Source organism: Nocardia nova NBRC 15556, from assembly GCF_001613005.1.
Taxonomy (GTDB): domain Bacteria; phylum Actinomycetota; class Actinomycetes; order Mycobacteriales; family Mycobacteriaceae; genus Nocardia; species Nocardia nova.
This window is the reverse complement of record NZ_BDBN01000088.1, coordinates 1-18,640: the sequence shown is the minus strand read 5'-3', so window position 1 is coordinate 18,640 and position 18,640 is coordinate 1. Positions and strand designations below refer to the sequence as shown.

General features: G+C 68.9%; 17 protein-coding genes. 6 read left to right on the top strand and 11 right to left on the bottom strand.

The genetic code is table 11. The features are described 5' to 3' along the window. Positions 1-172: 172 nt before the first annotated feature. From ndk to NN2_RS29085, 6 genes are all read right to left on the bottom strand, one after another. On the bottom strand, positions 173-574 hold the full coding sequence (ndk, locus tag NN2_RS29110) for a nucleoside-diphosphate kinase (protein WP_030512744.1): 402 nt from the start codon (positions 572-574) through the stop codon (positions 173-175). A 45-nt stretch (positions 575-619) separates the two neighbouring features. Next, the gene (locus NN2_RS29105; protein ID WP_082857361.1) at positions 620-961 is read right to left on the bottom strand and encodes a DUF4233 domain-containing protein; all 342 of its coding nucleotides are present in this window, start codon (positions 959-961) and stop codon (positions 620-622) included. A 213-nt stretch (positions 962-1,174) separates the two neighbouring features. After that, on the bottom strand, positions 1,175-2,599 hold the full coding sequence (folC, locus tag NN2_RS29100; RefSeq protein ID WP_439955869.1) for a bifunctional tetrahydrofolate synthase/dihydrofolate synthase: 1,425 nt from the start codon (positions 2,597-2,599) through the stop codon (positions 1,175-1,177). 50 nt (positions 2,600-2,649) lie between these two features. Beyond that, positions 2,650-5,352 (bottom strand): valine--tRNA ligase, encoded by a 2,703-nt coding sequence (locus NN2_RS29095; RefSeq protein WP_063017688.1) that lies wholly within the window; start codon positions 5,350-5,352, stop codon positions 2,650-2,652. Positions 5,353-5,624: 272 nt separating this feature from the next. Then, positions 5,625-6,596, bottom strand: coding sequence for a diacylglycerol kinase family protein (locus tag NN2_RS29090; RefSeq protein WP_063017687.1), 972 nt, complete (start codon positions 6,594-6,596; stop codon positions 5,625-5,627). Then, positions 6,593-8,170 carry an FAD-binding oxidoreductase gene (locus tag NN2_RS29085; protein ID WP_063017711.1) on the bottom strand — a complete coding sequence of 526 codons (1,578 nt, stop codon included), beginning with the start codon at positions 8,168-8,170 and terminating at the stop codon, positions 6,593-6,595. Before NN2_RS29085 ends, NN2_RS29090 begins: the two co-directional genes overlap by 4 nt. A 117-nt stretch (positions 8,171-8,287) precedes the next feature. Between NN2_RS29085 and NN2_RS29080 the strand changes: the two genes are divergently transcribed. Next, entirely contained in the window at positions 8,288-8,935 is a 648-nt protein-coding gene (locus NN2_RS29080; RefSeq protein WP_227462926.1) for a TetR/AcrR family transcriptional regulator, read from the top strand. Positions 8,936-8,962: 27 nt separating this feature from the next. Further along, positions 8,963-10,543, top strand: coding sequence for a glycerol-3-phosphate dehydrogenase/oxidase (locus NN2_RS29075; protein ID WP_063017685.1), 1,581 nt, complete (start codon positions 8,963-8,965; stop codon positions 10,541-10,543). Between the two features lie 132 nt (positions 10,544-10,675). Here the strand turns inward: NN2_RS29075 and NN2_RS29070 are convergent, their stop codons facing one another. Together NN2_RS29070 and NN2_RS29065 are read right to left on the bottom strand one after the other, a co-directional pair. Continuing rightward, positions 10,676-11,518 carry a patatin-like phospholipase family protein gene (locus tag NN2_RS29070; RefSeq protein WP_063017683.1) on the bottom strand — a complete coding sequence of 281 codons (843 nt, stop codon included), beginning with the start codon at positions 11,516-11,518 and terminating at the stop codon, positions 10,676-10,678. A 99-nt stretch (positions 11,519-11,617) separates the two neighbouring features. Then, positions 11,618-12,412 (bottom strand): VOC family protein, encoded by a 795-nt coding sequence (locus NN2_RS29065; protein WP_063017681.1) that lies wholly within the window; start codon positions 12,410-12,412, stop codon positions 11,618-11,620. Between the two features lie 153 nt (positions 12,413-12,565). Here NN2_RS29065 and NN2_RS29060 point away from each other — a divergent pair, with 153 nt between their 5' ends. Together NN2_RS29060 and NN2_RS29055 are read left to right on the top strand one after the other, a co-directional pair. Beyond that, positions 12,566-14,809, top strand: a complete 2,244-nt coding sequence (locus tag NN2_RS29060) for a molybdopterin-dependent oxidoreductase (protein WP_063017679.1) — start codon at positions 12,566-12,568, stop codon at positions 14,807-14,809. After that, on the top strand, positions 14,806-15,303 hold the full coding sequence (locus NN2_RS29055) for a winged helix-turn-helix transcriptional regulator (protein ID WP_030512733.1): 498 nt from the start codon (positions 14,806-14,808) through the stop codon (positions 15,301-15,303). The genes NN2_RS29060 and NN2_RS29055 overlap by 4 nt, the downstream gene beginning before the upstream one ends. Positions 15,304-15,322: 19 nt before the next feature. Here NN2_RS29055 and NN2_RS29050 read toward each other — a convergent pair whose 3' ends face one another. Continuing rightward, the gene (locus NN2_RS29050) at positions 15,323-15,760 is read right to left on the bottom strand and encodes a MarR family winged helix-turn-helix transcriptional regulator (protein ID WP_030512732.1); all 438 of its coding nucleotides are present in this window, start codon (positions 15,758-15,760) and stop codon (positions 15,323-15,325) included. A 99-nt stretch (positions 15,761-15,859) separates the two neighbouring features. Here NN2_RS29050 and NN2_RS29045 point away from each other — a divergent pair, with 99 nt between their 5' ends. Further along, positions 15,860-17,338, top strand: coding sequence for an MFS transporter (locus NN2_RS29045; RefSeq protein WP_245658902.1), 1,479 nt, complete (start codon positions 15,860-15,862; stop codon positions 17,336-17,338). Positions 17,339-17,372: 34 nt separating this feature from the next. Here NN2_RS29045 and NN2_RS29040 read toward each other — a convergent pair whose 3' ends face one another. After that, the gene (locus NN2_RS29040; protein ID WP_063017677.1) at positions 17,373-17,729 is read right to left on the bottom strand and encodes a hypothetical protein; all 357 of its coding nucleotides are present in this window, start codon (positions 17,727-17,729) and stop codon (positions 17,373-17,375) included. Positions 17,730-17,791: 62 nt separating this feature from the next. On the opposite strand from NN2_RS29040, the gene NN2_RS29035 reads away from it, so the two are divergent. After that, entirely contained in the window at positions 17,792-18,259 is a 468-nt protein-coding gene (locus tag NN2_RS29035) for a MarR family winged helix-turn-helix transcriptional regulator (protein WP_063017709.1), read from the top strand. A gap of 3 nt (positions 18,260-18,262) precedes the next feature. On the opposite strand, the gene NN2_RS37895 is transcribed toward NN2_RS29035, so the two are convergent. Next, the coding region (locus NN2_RS37895) for a hypothetical protein (protein WP_063017675.1) at positions 18,263-18,640 on the bottom strand (378 nt) is incomplete at its 5' end.

Sequence of the window (18,640 nt, the reverse complement as noted above, 5' to 3'; positions counted from 1 at the left end):
CCGACGTCGATCACTGGCTGGAGTGTCGCCGCGACCCGCGAGCAAACCGGCTCACCCGGCCCGGAGCGAGTCCTCCGAGCGACCGTTCGCGGCCGGCTCGCCGTCGGATGCCCGAACGGCGAGCCCAGAGGCCGCGAACCCGCCGGTGCGAATCGGAGCCTGAAAGACAGAGCTAGAACCAGAGTGCGATCTCGCGCTTCGCGGATTCGGGCGAGTCGGAGCCGTGCACGAGGTTGAACTGGGTTTCCAGGGCGTAGTCGCCGCGGATGCTGCCGGGAACGGCCTTCTCGACCGGGTCGGTGCCGCCGGCGAGTTGGCGGAAGGCGGCGATGGCGCGCGGGCCTTCGAGGATGGCAGCAACGACCGGTCCGGAGGTGATGAATTCGATCAGCGAGCCGTAGAACGGCTTGTCGGCGTGTTCGGCGTAGTGGGCGGCGGCAAGTTCTTCGGAAACCTGCTCGAGCTTGAGGGCCGCGATCTTCAGGCCTTTGCGTTCGATGCGGGTGATGATCTCACCAACCAGGCCTCGGGCCACGCCGTCCGGCTTGATGAGTACCAACGTCTGCTCAGTCACGGCGCCACTCTAACCGGCGCTGCCACGGGATTCCGAACCGAGCCCTCAGGACGAGCCCTGCATCCGCTGGCTGGGCAGTAAACCCTGGTCCATGCGGCGTTTGACGTCGGAGCGCAGGACCAGAATGAACGCCCACACGGCCGCGAACACGACGCCGATGATGCCGATCGACAGATGGATGAATCCGCCGGCCAGCACCAGCACCTGCAGGCCGAGATTGAACGGCACGGCCCACGAGCGGCGCTGCATTCCGGAGCCGACGAACATCAATACGGCCAGGCCGACCAGGTAGGTCACCGACCACCAGCTCAGTCCGCCGCCGACGGCCCCGACCACCGGCAGTGCCAGCAGCACGGTGATGGCCTCGAGTACCAGCGCACCGGCCATCACACCGCGGAAACCCTTCCACGGGTCGGTCGCGGGCGCGGGTACACCCGGCTTCGGTGCGCCGGCCTCGCCGCGCACATCGTCCTCGCTACCCACGTTGCCTCCTCCGCGCCGCACCGCCGATGCCCTCGACACCAGCTTCCCACTGCACCCTGCATCCACGTTCCGCCGGGCCCGCGTGGTGACGCAAGCTGCCGCCTCCGGCCCACCGCATCACGCGGGGTCCTTCCCGAACAGCGAGCGCGCCGCACCCGCGGTGACCACCGAGCCGGTGACCACGATGCCCGCGCCGGATACCGGTTCGCCGGCGTCGCCCGCTTCCTCGGCGATTGCGATCGCGGTTTCGACCGCATCGGCGAGGCTGTTCGCGGTGACGACTCGCTCATCACCGAAACGCTGGACGGCCAGGTCGGCGAGTTCGTCGACGCCGAGCGCCCGCGGTGAACCGTTGGTGGTGACAACGATCTCGTCCAGCACCGGCTCCAGCGCGGCGAGAATGCCGGCCGCATCCTTGTCCGAGAGCACCGCGACCACGCCCACCAACTTACGGAAGTCGAATTCCTCGGTGAGGGTCGCGGCCAGCGCCCGCGCACCGGCGGGATTGTGCGCGGCGTCGATGAAGATGGTCGGCGCGCTGCGCATCCGTTCCATCCGGCCCGGACTGGCCGCCGCCGCGAATCCGTCGCGCACCGCGTCGATGTCGAGTTGTTTCTGCGCGCCGGCGCCGAAGAACGCCTCGACCGCAGCGAGCGCCAGCGCCGCGTTGTGCGCCTGGTGTTCGCCGTGCAGCGGCAGGAAGATCTCGTCGTAGACGCCGCCGAGCCCCTGGATCTCCAGTACCTGACCGCCGATCGCGACGCGGCGCGACAGCACCCGGAACTCGGACCCGGCGCGGGCCACCGCGGCATCGGCCTCCACCGCGCGCCGCAGCAGCACCTCCATCGCCTCGGGATCCTGTTCGGCGATGATGGCCACGGTGTCGCGCGGAATCAGCAGATCCTGCGGCGACTTCTTGATGATCCCGGCCTTCTCACCGGCGATCGAGGCCAGATCCGGCCCCAGATAGTCGGTGTGGTCCAGGCCGATCGGCGTGATCACCGCGACCTGCCCGTCGATGACGTTGGTCGCGTCCCAGGTGCCGCCCATCCCGGTCTCGACGACCGCGACATCGACCGGTGCCTCGGCGAACGCCGCGTACGCCATCGCGACGAGGACCTCGAATTTGCTCATCCGCGGTCCCGGTCCGTCGCCGAGGGCTCCGTCGGTCGATCGCGCGTCGATCATCTCGACGTAGGGCAGCAGTTCCCGATAGATCTCGACGTAGCGGGCCGGGCTGATCGGCGCGTTGTCGATGGCGATCCGTTCGGTCGCCAGTTGCAGATGCGGGCTGGTGAACCGCCCGGTGCGCCGGTGCAGCGCGGTGAGCAGCGCGTCGACCATCCGGGTGACCGAGGTCTTGCCGTTGGTGCCCGCGATGTGGATGGCGGGATAGCTCTGCTGCGGGGAGCCGAGGAGGTCCATCAGGGTCGCGATCCGGGTCAGCGACGGCTCGATCTTGGTTTCACCCCAGCGCTGGTCGAGTTCGGCCTCGACCAGCGCCATTTCGGCGAGGTCCACCGGCGAGGGACCGGTGCGCAGCCGGTCCGCACCGCCGGCGAGCGGTTCGCGGTCGAATCCTTCGCCGCCGCTCACTTCTTCGCCGCCGGCTCCGTGATCTGCGCCAGCCGCGCCCCGATCCGGGCCACCTCGGATTCGGCGACCTCGCGACGGGTGCGGATCTTGGCGACCACCTCGTCGGGCGCCTTGGCCAGGAAGGCCTCGTTGCCGAGTTTGGCGCTGGTGGCGGCGAGGTCCTTCTGCGCGGCCGCGAGATCCTTCTCCAGCCGGCGGCGTTCGGCGTCGAGGTCGACCGAACCGGAGGTGTCCAGTTCGACGGTGACGGTGGCGCCGGACAGGCGCACCTCCACCGCGGCGGTCGCGGAGAAGTCGGCGTCCGGAGCGGTGAGCCGGGCCAGGGTGGCGATCTCCGCGTGCAGCCCGGTCAGGTCGGCGGTATCGATGCCGATCAGTTTCGCGGCGACCTTCTGCTTGTCGGTCAGGCCCTGATCGCTGCGGAACCGGCGGATCTCGGTGACCAGCTTCTGCAGATCCGCGATGCGCTGCGCCGCAACGGTATCGGTGGCGACACCCGAGGACTGCGGCCACGCGGCGGTCACCAGCGAGTCGTCCTCGCCGGCCTCGGTGAGGGCCTGCCACAGCGTTTCGGTGACGAACGGGATGGCCGGGTGCAGCAGGCGCAGCACCGAATCCAGCACGTTACCGAGAACGATGCGCGTGCTCGCGGCCCGTTCCTCCGACTCGGCGAACTGCACCTTGGCCAATTCCAGGTACCAGTCACACAGTTCGTCCCAGGCGAAGTGGTACAGCGCCTCACAGGCCTTGCCGAATTCGTAGCGGTCGAAGGCAGCGTCCACCTCGGCACGCACCTCGTCCAGCCGGTCGAGGATCCAGCGGTCGGTGTCGGTGAGGGTGGCGCGTTCGGGCAGTTCGCCCGGCGCGGCCCCGTTCATGAGCGCGAACTTGCTGGCGTTGAACAGCTTCGTGATGAAGTTGCGCGAGGCCTGCACGTGCGGCGGACCGACCGACAGGTCGCTACCCGGCTGGGCGCCCCGGGCCAGGGTGAAACGTGTTGCGTCCGCGCCGAATTCGTCGATCCACAGCAGCGGGTCGACACCGATGCCCTTGGACTTGGAGTATTTGCGGCCGAATTCGTCGCGGATGAGGCCGTGCAGGAAGACGTCGTCGAACGGAACCTGCTGCCGTCCGGGATCCTTACCGGCGGCGATGACCGGATCGTCGGAGACGAACATGCCGAACATCATCATCCGGGCCACCCAGAAGAACAGGATGTCGTAGCCGGTGACCAGCACGCTGGTGGGATAGAACTTCGCCAGTTCCGGGGTGGCGTCCGGCCAGCCCATCGTGGAGAAGGGCCACAGGCCGGAGGAGAACCAGGTGTCGAGGACATCCGGGTCCTGCACCCAGCCCTCGGGCGCCTGCTCGTCGGGGCCGACACACGCGATCTCGCCCTCGGGGCCGTACCAGATCGGGATGCGGTGGCCCCACCACAGCTGCCGTGAGATGCACCAGTCGTGCATGTTGTCGACCCACTCGAACCAGCGCGGTTCCTGGCTCGCCGGGTAGATCTTCACCGCGCCGTTGCGTACGGCGTCACCGGCGGCCTTGGCCAGCGATTCGACCTTCACCCACCACTGCATCGACAGGCGCGGTTCGATCGGTTCGCCGGAGCGCTCGGAGTGTCCGACGCTGTGCACGTACGGACGCTTCTCGGCGACGATGCGCCCTTCGTCGGCCAGCCGCTCGCGAATCTTGACGCGCGCCTCGAACCGGTCCATCCCGTCGAATTCGGTTCCGGTGTCGGCGATCTTGCCGGTCTTGTCCATGATGGTCGGCATCGGCAGGTTGTGCCGCAGGCCGATCTCGAAGTCGTTGGGGTCGTGCGCGGGGGTGATCTTCACTGCGCCGGAGCCGAATTCGGGGTCGACGTAGTCGTCGGCGACGATCGGGATCTGGCGACCGGTGATCGGGTGGTACACGGTGGTGCCGATCAGCGCCCGGTATCGCTCGTCGTCCGGATGCACCGCGACCGCGGTATCGCCGAGCATGGTCTCCACCCGGGTGGTGGCCACGATGACGTGCGGTTCGTCGTCGTTCAGCGAGCCGTAGCGCAGCGAGACGAGCTCACCCTCGACGTCCTCGTACTTCACCTCGACGTCGGAGATGGCGGTCTCGAGCGAGGGCGACCAGTTCACCAAGCGCTCGGCCCGGTAGATCAGCCCGGCGTCGTAGAGTCGCTTGAAGATGGTCTGCACCGCGCGGGACAGGCCGTCGTCCATGGTGAAGCGGTCGCGGCTCCAGTCGATGCCGTCGCCGAGGCGGCGCATCTGGCCCTGGATGGCGCCGCCGGATTCGCGCTTCCAATCCCAGACCTTGTCGACGAACAGTTCGCGGCCGAAATCTTCCTTGGTCTTGCCGTCGACGGCGAGCTGCTTCTCGACCACGGTCTGGGTGGCGATACCGGCGTGGTCCATACCGGGCAGCCACAGCACCTCGTAGCCCTGCATCCGCTTGCGGCGGGTGAGCAGGTCCATCAGGGTGTGGTCGAAGGCGTGGCCCATGTGCAGGTTGCCGGTGACGTTCGGCGGCGGCAGCACGATCGAATAGGGCGGCTTCTCGCTCGCCGGGTCGGCGGTGAAGTAACCGGCCGCTACCCAGCGCTCGTACAGGTCGGCCTCTACATCGCTGGGGTTCCAGCTCTTGGGGAGGGCGTCGGCACGATTTCGCGAGTTATCAGGGGCTGCGCTGGTCACCGTGCGATTCTACGGAGTTGAGCAGGAGCACTCGACAGGGCCCTGCACACGGCACCGGAGAAAGATGTAGGGCGGGGTTTTCGGCGGATGAGGGACACCGAAAACCCCGCCCACGTCTTCGAGACTACCGCCCGGATCGGCGCAATACACCAATCCATATGCAATTCTCAGCTTTTGCCCGAATCCGTTGTGCAGGTGCGGGTTTGCCACTCAGCATGCTCGCAGATTCGCCGCCGAGATGCGGAGGCCGCGCCCCGCCTGCGCGCGGCGGGTCACGGCACGAGTATCGCCAGCGCTCCGGCTTCGGCGCGGAAGGTAGCCGGTAGCAGTCCCGCCGGGTCGCCGTCGGCGGTCGCCGGTACCGCGGCGGTGAGGGTGATGGTCCGGGCCCGATAGTGCCCGACCGCCGGATGATCGACGCGCTTGCCGGCGGCCAGCGCCGGGAGCAGACGGACCATCTGCAGCCGCGACATGGCGCCGACCACGGTCAGGTCGAGCAGGCCGTCGTCGACGATCGCGTCGGGGCAGATGAGCATGCCCCCGCCGTAGGTCCGGGTGTTGCCGACCGCCACCATCACGGCCTCGGTCTCGAAGACGCGATCACCGGCCGAACCCGGCTCGCCGGACAGTTCGATGCGGTAGGGCACCCCGAGTTGCCCGAGCAGTTCCGGCACGGCGGCGAAGGAGTACCGCAGCGAGCCCTTCGGCCGGCGCATGCTGTTGGCGCGCAAGGTCACTCGCGCGTCGAAGCCGGTGCCGGCGACGGTGGCGAATCGCATGGGCCGATGCGCGATCGCGGGTTCGATGCCGGCCGCCCACCCCTGAGCGTGCTCGGGGTCGGGCCGGGATTCGATCGCGCCGAGGTCGATGGTGCGCACGGAACCGCCGAGCACGATATCGGCCGCGGCGCGCGGATCGTCGTCGGGCACGCCCAGCTCCCGGGCCAGGTCGTTTCCGGTCCCACCGGGCAGCAGCCCCAGCGGCACCCCGGTCGAGGCGATGGCCTGCAGCGTGACGCAGACCAGTCCGTCACCGCCCGCGCAGACGACTGCGTCGGGACACTCGGGGCCCCGCACCGAATCCCGGATCAGGCGAACGGTTTCCGCGGCGTCGGCACCGCGGATCTCGCGTACCCGCACACCGCGTTCGGCGAAGCGGGCGGCGGCCGCGGCGGCCGCGGCCAGTCCCCGGCCGTGGCCGGAGTGCGGGTTGGTCACCAGCGCGACCGATCGGATGGCGGTCATGGAATCAGCTTGCCCGGGTTGAGGATTCCCGCCGGGTCGACGGCGTCCTTGACCGCGCGCAGGATGCGCGCGCCCAGGTCGCCGATCTCGGCCGACATCCACGGCCGGTGGTCGGCGCCGACGGCGTGGTGGTGGGTGATGGTGCCACCGTTTCCGGCGATGGCGTCACCGACGGCGCGTTTGGCCAGCGCCCACTGCGCCAGCGGATCGTCGGCCTGTTTGGCGACGACGGTGAAATACAGCGAGGCGCCGGTCGGGTAGGTATGCGAGATATGGCACATCACCATCGCGGGAGTGCCCTGTGCGCCGAGCGATTCGGTGAGTGCGGCGGTGACCGCTGCCTTGAGCCGCTCGACATTCGACCAGCTGGTCGCCGTCTCGAGCGTTTCGCACAGCACGCCGATGTCGAGCAGCGCATCGCGCAGATACGGCGCGGCGAAACGGCCGTGTTCCCATTCCCGCGCCGGCTGTTCACCGAGTGCGGTGCCGCCGGCCGCGGCGAGCAGTGCCGAGGCCTCGGCACTCCGCGCGGCCACATGGGCCGCGGTGCCCTCGAACGTGGTGACGGCCAGGCAGCCACCGACCGACGCCCCGCCGATATCACCGGAACGGGCCAGATTGAGCCCGGTCTCGGCCTCGTCGGACAGGCGCAGCACGGTCGGCGCCGCGCCGTTCTGTACCACGGCGCGCAGCGCGGCGGCCCCGGTGACGAAGTCCGGGAACGACCACGCCTGATAGGCGGTGGTCTCCGGAATCGGATGCACCCGCAGCGTCACCTCGGTGATGACACCGAGCGTGCCCTCGGATCCGGCGAACAACTCGCGCAGATCGGGTCCGGCGGCCGAGGCGGGCGCACGACCGAGATCGACTGTGCCCGTGGGTGTTGCGACCTTCAGGCGCATGATCATGTCGTCGAAGCGGCCGTAGCCGGCCGAGGCCTGGCCCGAGGATCGGGTGGCCGCGAAGCCGCCGATGCTCGCGTATTCGAAGCTCTGCGGGAAATGCCCGAGCGACAGGCCGTGGCCGGCGAGCAGCTTCTCCGCCTGCGGTCCGGTCAGCCCGGCGCCCAGGGTCGCGGTACCGCTCACCGGGTCGACGTCGGACAGTCCGTCGAGGCGCCGCAGATCCAGCGCGATCACGGTGGCGAAGCGACCCCGCGCGGGTTCCACCCCGCCCACCACACTGGTGCCGCCGCCGAAGGGGACGACCGCGACGGCCTGCTCGGCGCAGTAGGCCAGAACGGCCAGCACCTGGTCGTGGTCGGCGGGAAAGACGACGGCGTCGGGTGCGTCCTGCGGCGCTTCGGCGCGGCGGCGCAGCAGGTCGGGGGTGCTCTTGCCGCCCGCGTGCAACAACCGGTCGCGGTGGTCGGTCGACACTCGATCCGCACCGACCACCGCCGACAGCCCCGCTCGATGCGCGGCCGTCAAGCCGGATTCCCGCAGCGGCACGTCGCCCTCATCACGACGGGCCACCGGGTCCCCGGACACTCCGAACACCTGCGCCACCAGGGTCCGGATCCGGTCCGGAAGCGGCGCATGCGCCGAGGCGATGCCCCAGGCATCCCAGACCATACTCGGGCGATCGGACGACTCGCCCGGCGTCGAGTTTTCCGGTTGTACTGCCGATGTGTCCTGTCGCGTGTCGACCATGCGTTACAGTCTGACATAGACTGTCAAGCAGTAACGAACATGAACGTAGTTGACGAATACGGATCGATTGGTGAGTTGTTGATGGAGCCCAACGAATCCCCCGGCCCCGATAGCGAAGTGCCGGCCATCGACCTGGCGATCCTGGAGGCGGGACGCGCCTGTGTCGAGGAGTTCGGTGTACGCCGGACCACGCTGAGTGAAGTCGCCCGGCGCGCCGGCGTCAGTCGCCCCACGGTGTACCGGCGCTGGCCCGACACCCGGTCGCTGATCGCCGAGCTGCTGGTCCGGGAGCTCAGCGAGATCGTGGCGGCGAGCATTCCCACCGAAGGTCCGGCCCGCGCGCGCCTGGTGGAGGGCATCGTCTCGGGCGCGGCCGAGATTCGCTCGAACCCGTTGTTCGCCAAGATCTTCCGCATCGACACCGACCTGATGCTGACCTACGTGTTCGGCCGGCTCGGCCGCAACCAGCGGCAATTGATCCAGGTGTTCTCGACCGCTGTGCGCGAGGGACAACGCGACGGTTCCATCCGCGCCGGCGATCCCGACCACCTGGCCACCATGCTGCTGCTGATCGGCCAGTCCACCGTGCAGTCGGCGAGCACGGTCAGCCATCTGCTCGACGACGCCGGGCTCGATGTCGAGCTCGCCCGCGTCGTCGACCGGTACCTGCGTCCCGATACCGACTAGTCCCGAAAACAGAGAGCGAGACAGCGCATGCTCGACGAGAGCGCATCGACGGCGGGCCACGGGCTCGGCGACACCGCGGGAGATTCGGCACTCAACGCCGCCCGCCGCGGCCGTGAACTGCAGGCGCTCGGCGATGCGGACCGCATCGACGTCCTGGTCGTCGGCGGCGGTGTCACCGGTGCGGGGGTGGCGTTGGACGCGGCCGCTCGCGGCTTGCGAACCGTCCTGGTGGAGGCCCACGATCTGGCCTTCGGGACCAGCCGGTGGAGTTCGAAACTCGTCCACGGCGGATTGCGCTATCTGGCCTCCGGCGGGGTCGGAATCGCCCACGAGAGCGCGGTGGAACGCGACATCCTGCTCACCACCACCGCACCTCACCTGACTCGCTCGATTCCGCAGCTGGTTCCGTCGTTCTCCGGCGGTTCCCTGCCGCAGCGACTGCTGGTCCGCGCGGGCTTCCTGGCCGGAGATGTGCTGCGGCGCAGCGCCGGAACCTCGCCGAGGGTATTGCCGCGATCGCGCCGGGTCGCCGCGGCCGAAGCGCTGCGGCTGGCGCCGACACTGCGCCGCGCCGGGTTGCGCGGCGGGATGACGGCCTGGGACGGCCAGCTCGTCGACGACGCGCGACTGGTGGTGACGATCGCGCGCACCGCCGCGGCGCACGGCGCGACCGTGCTCACCCGGGTACGCGCCGAGCAGGTGACCGGTGAGTCCGCGGTCCTGCACGATGTGCTGACCGGTGAAACCCTGTCCGTACGAGCACATTCGGTGATCAACGCGGCCGGGGTGTGGGCCGACCAGGTCGATCCGAGCATCGAGTTGCGGCCCAGCCGCGGCACCCACCTGGTCTTCGACGCCGCGGCCTTCGGCGGGCTCACCGCCTCGCTGACCGTGCCGATTCCGGGCAGCACCAGCCGTTTCGTCTTCGCCTTCCCGGCCGCGCACGGCCGCGTCTATCTGGGCCTGACCGACGAGGACGCACCCGGCCCGGTTCCGGACGAACCGAAGCCCACCGACTCCGAGGTCGATTTCCTGCTCGACACGGTGAACACCGTGTTGCGGGAACCGTTGCGGCGCAGCGATATCCGCGGGTCGTTCGCCGGCCTGCGGCCACTGCTGCGCACCGCCGAGGATTCCACCGCCGACATCTCGCGGGAGCACGCGGTCCTGCACTCCCCCGGCGGCCCGATCACCATCGTCGGCGGCAAGCTGACCACCTACCGGCAGATGGCCGAGGATGCGGTCGATGCCGCCGTAGCCGCCGCCGGCCTGTCCGCCGCCCCCTGCCGGACCAAGCGAATTCCGTTGGTAGGAGCGGTGTCCGGACGCTCACGCGACCGGATCGCGGCACCCGGGGTGCTGGTCGAACGATACGGAGATCAGGCCACCCAGGTGCTCGCCGCACTGCGGGACAATCCGGACCTCGCCGAACCGGTCGCACCCGGTATCGACGTCCTGCGCGCCGAATTCGCTTATGCGACAACTCATGAGTGCGCGCTGGACGAGAGCGACCTGCTGGATCGACGCACCCGGATCGGCCTCGTCGACAGTGACCGAGCCGCAGCCCTCCCGGCCGCACAGGAGGCACTCGCCGCCAGCCGGGCCTGAACGACCGCAGCCCGTCGTGACATCGTACCGGGACGGCTGCGCGCCGATCCCGAGGCGGATCACATACCGAGCCGCTCACCGCGGAATCGGTTCGCGACGTCGGCGCTGCGGGTCAAGACCCCGAAACGCCGCCTAGCCCCACAGTTCGGCGATCCGCGCTGCCGCCGACTTTCCCTGCACCCGACCGGCATGCGCCGACGGCACGCGGGAGGCGGTGTCGAGCGGATTCGCCCCGAAGGCGGCGATCGCGGCCTCGTCGGGGACGATCGATTCCACCCGCGCGCCCCGTTCGACGAGTCCCGCGATCTCACCGTCCAGCGCCGGATCGGGCAGCGGCGCAATGATCAGCACCCGGTCGAATCCGGCCGCCAGATCGGCATTGACACTGGTCCGCACGCCACCATCGGTATAGCGCACGCCGTCGACGGTGTGCGGCGGCCAGACCAGCGGCACCGCCGAACTGGCTGTCACCGCGTCGACCAGCGCGACCCCGGAGTCGCGATCGAACACGCGCGGTTCACCCGTGCCGGCGTCGACGGCGGTGATCAGCAGCCGCTGCCGGGGCCATTCGTGCACCGGCAGCCGCGATTCGATCACCGCGCGCCGGGCGGATTCCGGCACGGTATCGGTCGCCAGGGCGAGGTTGCCGAGTCGCCGCCGCGCCACGGCCATATCGCCGTCGCTCTCGGTGATGATCTGGTTGATCGTCTCCCACACCCCCTCGAGCGGATTGCCCTCCGGCACGATCTCGGCGCTCTGCAGCGCCGGGTCGATCTGGCGGCGGAACAGCTCCTCCGGCGTCAGCCCGCTGGTCAGCTGTGCCACCACATTGGCGCCCGCCGACGTGCCGATGTACACATCGGCGGCGGTGAGATCGATGCCCGCATCGGCCAACCCGGCGATCACGCCGTTCGCCCAGGCGATACCCGCCACCCCACCGCCGCCGATCACCAGCGCCCGTTCGTCCGACATCATCGCTCCCACATCTCGTACCGCGTTCCCGACCGCTCGGGACAACCTCGACGGTAGCGACGACCATTCCCCCGGCGCGATTACCGGACGGGTAATGAAATGTCAGGACGCGTTACCACCCACGCTGAACGCGACACCGCTCGGATCGCGCAGCGCGGCCAACCGCCCGTACGGCGTGTTCTCGGGCTCGGATTCGACCGAACCCCCCAGGCTCACCGCCTGCTTCACCGTCGCGTCGACGTCCTCGGCGCCGATGTAGACGCGCCACCCGCCGGGAGATCCCGCGGGCAGATACGCCGCCGAGTCCATCACGCCACCGAGCATCGGCGTCGCGGAATGAATTGTCGTGTAACGGAACTCGGGCGAATCACCGACGGTGAAGGGATCGCGCCAGCCGAACACCTCGCGGTAGAACGTCAACGCCTCGGCATAGGCCGGTGTGTGCAGTTCGAACCACGACGGGTACCCGACGTGCCCGCTCCAGTTGCCGCCACCGGCGACGCCGAAGGAACCGAAACCGCGGTGGACGCCGGGCTGCCACGCACCGACGCCCGCACCGGACGGATCGGCGAGGACGGCCATACTGCCCACGTCGCCGATGGCCATCGGCTCCACCACGACCCGGCCGCCGTGCTCGGCGGCGGAGGCAGCGGTGGCATGGACATCGACGCTGGTCAGATACACGGTCCACTGATCGGGCGCACCGTCGGTGCCGTCGTTGCGCATCCCGCCGGCGACGGCATTGCCGTCCTTGCGGAAGGTGATGTACCCGCCGTACTGCTCGTCGCTCTCGGCGGTCCAGCCGAACAGCTCGCCGTAGAAATCGACGGCTCGATCGGTGTCGGCGGTGAACAACTCGATCCAGCACGGATCTCCGGGTTCGAAGGTGTAGGACATGATCGCTCCTCTGGATGGGATTGCGTTCTCTCACCGGTACGACGGCGCCGGACGGACAAACTCATCGGCCCCGGTCCAAGCCTGGCACGATCCAGCGGCAGTCGGCCCGATTTGTGGGTAGCGTTTGTGAACTAACTCTTCTACGCTGCTCTCATGACCGACTGGCATCCGACGGCATGCATCCTGTGCGAGTGCAATTGCGGCATCCAGGTGCTGCTGGGCGCCGACGGCCGCAGCTTCGACAAGATTCGCGGCGACAAGCTGCATCCTTCCTCGGCGGGCTACACCTGCAACAAGGCTCTGCAACTGGATCGGTATCAGAACGGGCGCACCGGCCGCCTCACCGCGCCGCTGCGCCGCAACGCCGACGGATCGTTCACCGAAATCGATTGGGACACCGCTATTTCGGAGATCTCCGCGCGTCTGCGCGAGATCGGCGCCGAATACGGCGGCGAATCGATCTTCTACTACGGTGGCGGCGGCCAGGGCAATCATCTCGGCGGCGCCTACGCTCCGGCCACCATGGCCGCCTACGGCATGCGTTATCGATCCAGCGCGCTGGCCCAGGAGAAGACCGGCGACTTCTGGGTCGGCGCTCGGATGACCGGCCATCCGGTCCGCTCGGACGTCGAACATGCCGAGGTGGCGCTGTTCATCGGTAAGAATCCCTATCAGTCCCACGGTTTCCCGCGCGCCCGCTCGGTACTGAAGGAGATCGCGCGCGATCCGCAGCGCTCGATCATCGTGCTCGACCCGGTCCGCACCGAGACCGCCGAACTGGCCGATTTCCATCTGCAACTGCGCCCCGGCACCGATATCTATCTGCTGGCGGCGATGGCGGCGATCCTGATCCGCGACGACCTGGTCGACCATGACTGGCTGGCCGCGCGCACCGAAGGTTTCGACGAGGTGGCGGCGGTGCTGCGCACGGTGCCGATCGAGGAGTACTGCGCCCTGGCCGATGTCGAGATCGGCCTGGTCACCGCGGCGACTCACCGCATGGCAGCGGCGGACTCGGTCGCCGCGCTCGAGGACCTCGGCGTCCAGATGAACCGCCACTCGACACTGGTCAGCTACGTCGAGAAACTGCTCTGGCTGCTCACCGGAAACCTCGGCAAGCCCGGGACGCAGTACGCCTTCTCCGGAATGGCGGCGATCGGGCACGATCGCGGCCATCCCGCCGACGCCGGGCCGCGCAGCCCGGTCGTGGGCGCGCGCATCATCAGCGGACTGGTGCCGTGCAACGTGATCACCGAGGAGATTCTGACCGACCATCCCGCCCGCTATCGGGCGATGATCGTCGAGAGCGCCAATCCTGTTCACTCACTGGCGGATTCGGCCCGGATGCGCGACGCACTCGCGGCGCTGGAACTGGTGGTCGTCATCGACGTGGCGATGACCGAAACCGCTCGCGCCGCCGACTACGTCCTGCCCGCGCCGACCCAGTTCGAGAAGTACGAGGCGACCTTCTTCAACTTCGAATTCCCTCGCAACATCTTCCACCTCAGGCATCCGGTGCTTGCGGCTCCGCCCGGCGTCCTCGCCGAACCCGAGATTCACGCCCGGCTCGTCGAGGCCGCCGGGGCGCTGACCGAGGACGATTACCGGCCGCTGCGCGCGGCGCTCGACCAGGGCCGCGAGGCCTTCGCCATGGCATTTCTCGCCGTCCTCGCCGATCCGGCGAAGGCGAAGCTGGCTCCGATCCTGCTCTACCGCACCCTCGGCCCGACACTGCCCGACGGCGCCGCTGCCGCCGCGGTGTTGTGGGGCGCCGCCTACACCTGCGCCCGAAAGAACCCGGCCGGCGTGGAGCGAGCCGGCTACGGCACCGGCCTCGCTGCCGGGGAGCGGCTGTTCGAGGCGATCCTCACCGGCGAACACGGCGTCGTCATCACCGACGACGAGGTCGACGAGACCTGGAACCGGGTGCGCGGCGGCAAAGTCCGGCTCGCCGTTCCGGAACTGCTGTCGGCATTGGCCGCACTCCCCGCACCGGACGAGGACCACGATTGGCCGTTCGTCCTGGCCGCCGGGGAGCGGCGCGCCTTCACCGCCAACACCATCATGCGCGATCCGGCCTGGCGCAAACGCGACCCCGCAGGCGCGCTGCGCATCAGCACCGCCGATGCCCTCCGGCTGGGCCTGACCTCCGGCGACGAGGTGCGGCTCACCACCCGCAACGGCAGTGCGCAGGTGACCGTCGAGCCGACCGACCGCATGCGCAGCGGACATCTGGCGCTGCCCAACGGCCTGGGCCTGTCCGTCGTCGAGGCGGACGAGGTCCTCACCAGCGGGGCCGCCCCCAACGAGTTGACAGCTTTCGACGATCGCGACGAATGGGTCGGCACCCCGTGGCACAAGTACGTGCCCGCCCGGATCGATACGGTGGGTACATGAAGCGCACCACCTTCGCCACCTGGCCCTGTTCGGTCGCCCGCACGGTCGATCTGATCGGTGACTGGTGGACGCCGCTGGTGTTGCGCGAAGCGTTCTACGGCACAACGCGTTTCGACGATTTCGAACGCACGCTGGGCCTGAGCCGCAATGTCCTCACCCAGCGCCTGACGCGGCTGGTCGAGGAGGGGATGCTGGAGAAGGTCCCCTACCAGGATCGTCCGGTCCGCTACGAATACCGCCTCACCGACAAGGGACGCGATTTCTTCCCGGTGCTCACGGCCATGATGCGCTGGGGTGACCGCTGGCTCGCCCCGGAAGCCGGACCGCCGGTGGTCGTCCACCACGACACCTGCGGGCACGACACCCACGCCGAAGTGGTGTGCGCACAGTGCGGAGAACCGCTGCGGCACGCCGAAGTATCGGCTCGGCTGGGTCCGGGCTTTCCGCCGCAGCACCGCGAAAGCGCGCTGCGCAGCGGACGATTCGCCTCCTGAGAGCAGTGCCGCCGCGGCGCTAATCCGCGTTCTCGAGTTTCGGAACCAGACGTTCCAGCAACTCCCGCAGCACCTCTTCGTCCTCCGGCGCCAATTCGGCCAGCGCCTTGTACGCGCGCACCTGTGAGCCGCGGATCTGCGCGGCCAGCTCACGGCCGGCATCGGTGGACACCAGGTATTTGACGCGCCGATCAGCGGGATTCACCGTGCGCTGGACCAGACCGCGCGATTCCATGCGATCGGCGACACCGGTCAGATTCGACGGGTCGCACGCCATCCGGTCGGCCAGTACCCGCATGGGTAGCTCGGCGGGCGGTTCGTTGAGCGCCAGCAGCAGTTTGGCCTGCGTCAGCGTGAGCCCGTGCCCCTCGGCCGCGGTCAGGAAATCCTGCAGGTAGGCCGAGACGAAGCGCGCGATCAGCAATGCCAGCGGGCTCTGCGCTGTGTCCGGTGACATAGCTCCGATGCTACCCAAACGATTGACAACGGCTATCAACGACTCCTTAAATACTTGAGGTCTTCAAACATATAGGTCTTCAATTTTCTGGAGGTGGCTGTGGAGCGCAGAGGTTCGCTGCTGACCGGCGTATTGGCCTTCGCGGCGATGATCGTCACGGTCATGCAGACTCAGGCCGTGCCGATTCTGGGCCTGATCGCGACGAAGTTGCAGGTCTCGACCACATCGGTGAGCTGGGTGACCACCGCGACCCTGCTGTCGGCCGCGGTCTTCACGCCGCTGCTGGGCCGCATCGGCGACCTCTACGGCAAGAAGCCCACCCTGCTGGGCGTGCTCGCGGTGGCCACGGCCGGTTCCGCGGTCTCGGCACTGGCGAATTCTCTGAGCGTGCTGCTGGTCGGCCGGGTGCTGCAGGGCGTCGCGACGGCGATCTTCCCGCTGGCCCTGGCCGTCCTCCGGGAGGAGATTCCGGCTCGGCGCCTGCATCACGCGATGGCGATCGTCAGCGGCACACTCGGTTTCGGCGGCGGCCTCGGCCTGGTGTCGACCGGTCTGCTGACCAAGGGGGCCGACCCGGACTACCACATCGTGTTCTGGTTCACCGCGGTGCTGTCGGTGGTGGCACTGGCCGCGGCCGCGGTGGCGGTGCCGGCCACGGGTAAGCGGCATCCGGGCAGCGTCGACCTGCCCGGCGCGGTCACGCTCGGCGGCTTCCTGGTCCTGCTGCTGCTGCCCATTTCTCAAGGGCACGAATGGGGTTGGACCTCCGCGAGCACGATCGCCTGCTTCGCCGGCGCGGTCGCGACGGCGGTGGCCTGGGTGGTAACCGAGCGTCGTGTGCGTACCCCGCTGGTCGATCTGCGGATGTTCACCCACCGGCCGGTGCTGTTCACCAATCTGTCCGGCATGTTCATCGGATTCGCGATGTTCATGCAGTTCATGGGCGTGTCATATCTGGCCCAGATGCCGTCACGGGTGGCCGGCTACGGATTCGGCGCCTCGATCCTGCGCGCCTCGGTCGAATATCTACTGCCCGCGACACTCTCGTCGATGCTGGCCGCGCCGGCCGGCGGAATCCTGGTCGGCCGGCTGGGCGGGCGTCGCGTGCTGGCCCTGTCGGGCGCGATCGGTGCGGCCGGATTCGGCGGGCTGGCACTGGCACACGACGCGACCGGTTCGGTGATCGCCGCGAGCGTGGTGATCGGCGTCGCGATCAGCTTCGCCTACGCGGCGATGCCCGCGCTGATCGCGGCGAGCGTCCCGCACCACCAGAGCGGAATCGCCAACGGCATCAATTCGATCTCCCGCACTGTCGGCAGTTCACTGGCCAGCGCCATCATCACCACCCTGCTGACGGCGAAACTGCTGCCGCATCTGCCGCTGCCGCAAGAGAGTCAGTTCACCGTCGCGTTCTGGGTCGGCGCCGCCGCGTGTGCGGCGACCGTGCTGGCCGCCCTGTTCGGCTTGCGACCGGAAGGCCCCGAGGCCGGGGCCGACGAGGTCGAACTCGGCGCGAACGAAACCGCCGGTGGCACAGCATCGTTCGAGCGGCACGAGCTTCCCAGCAGGGTCGGTTGAGATCACCGAGCGCATCCCCCGGCGGTATGGCCGTTCACCGCGCGAACAGCCATACCGCCGTGGCCAGGTGTACCGCCGCCAATCCGACGCAGGTGATCGCCATCGGCGTATTCCGTTGGCGCACACCGATGATCGCGTCGCCCACTTGGGCCAGACCCGCGATCACCAGCACGGGCAGCGTGGCCGCCTCGCCTCCCGCGACCAGCACGGCCACGGTCACCACACTCAGCGGCAGGGCCCGCGCGGCATAGGCGCCGAGAAAGAACGTCGCCGCCGAGGTCAGCTCCTCCCCCTCCGCCAGGGCCAGACGCGGTCGCGCCAGGCCGATCAGGCACGACACACCGGAAATCACGGCCACCAGCGAATTGGCGACCACAGCCAACACCACCATAATCATTCTCCCCACAAATCATTCACAGTCTGAATCGTTCAGGCAAAGATATACTCGTGGGCGTGACGCACGTCAAGACCGCGGTTCCCGCGACGATCGCCTTCCGCCTCGGCACGCTGGGCGCGATCGTGACCGATCGGTTCGCCGTGGCGATCGAGGAATTGGATCTCAAGCCGAAACACGTCGGCGTGCTGGTCGCTCTCGATCACGGCGTCGCCGCCTCACAACAGGATCTGGCGACCCGGCTGGGCGTCGCTCCCAGCCTGGTCGTCGCCCTGGCCGACCATCTCGAACGACTCGGTGCGGTCCGTCGCGATCGCGATCCGGACGACCGCCGGCGCCAGATCCTCACCCTCACCGACCACGGGCGCGCATTGCTCGCCGCGACCGAGGAGCGGGCGCGGCGGCTCGACCGCGAATTCACCGGGTCCTTGACGGCCGCACAGCGCACCGCACTACAGTCGGCCCTGGCCGTCCTCGCCGCCGACGCGGGGCTACCGGGCGCGGGCGGAGTTCATTCGCCGGGGTGAGCCCTAACCGCCGGCGACCAGGCAGGCATACCCAAGGTGGATGCCGGTGCCGACCGGAAGAACGAGCGTCGCCGCCGGCATCTGCGCCGGCTGGCCGGCCTGCACCGCACTGAGCGTGTGCTGCCCCGGAACCGCCGGAACCCACGTGATGAGCGCATACGCGCCGCCGGGCGGCGCCACGCCGATGGGAGCTCCGTTGTCGTAGAAGGTGACCGGCGCGACCGGATCGGTGACATTCGCCTGCAGCGTGTAACTGCATCCGCTGCCGTAATTGGTGGCGATGCCGAAGTTCATGTCGGGGGTGGCGCCGAGTCTGGTCACCGCGGCGCTCGCCGTCTGCGGGATCGCCACTGCGAACACCGCCGCGGCGCCGAGGATGCC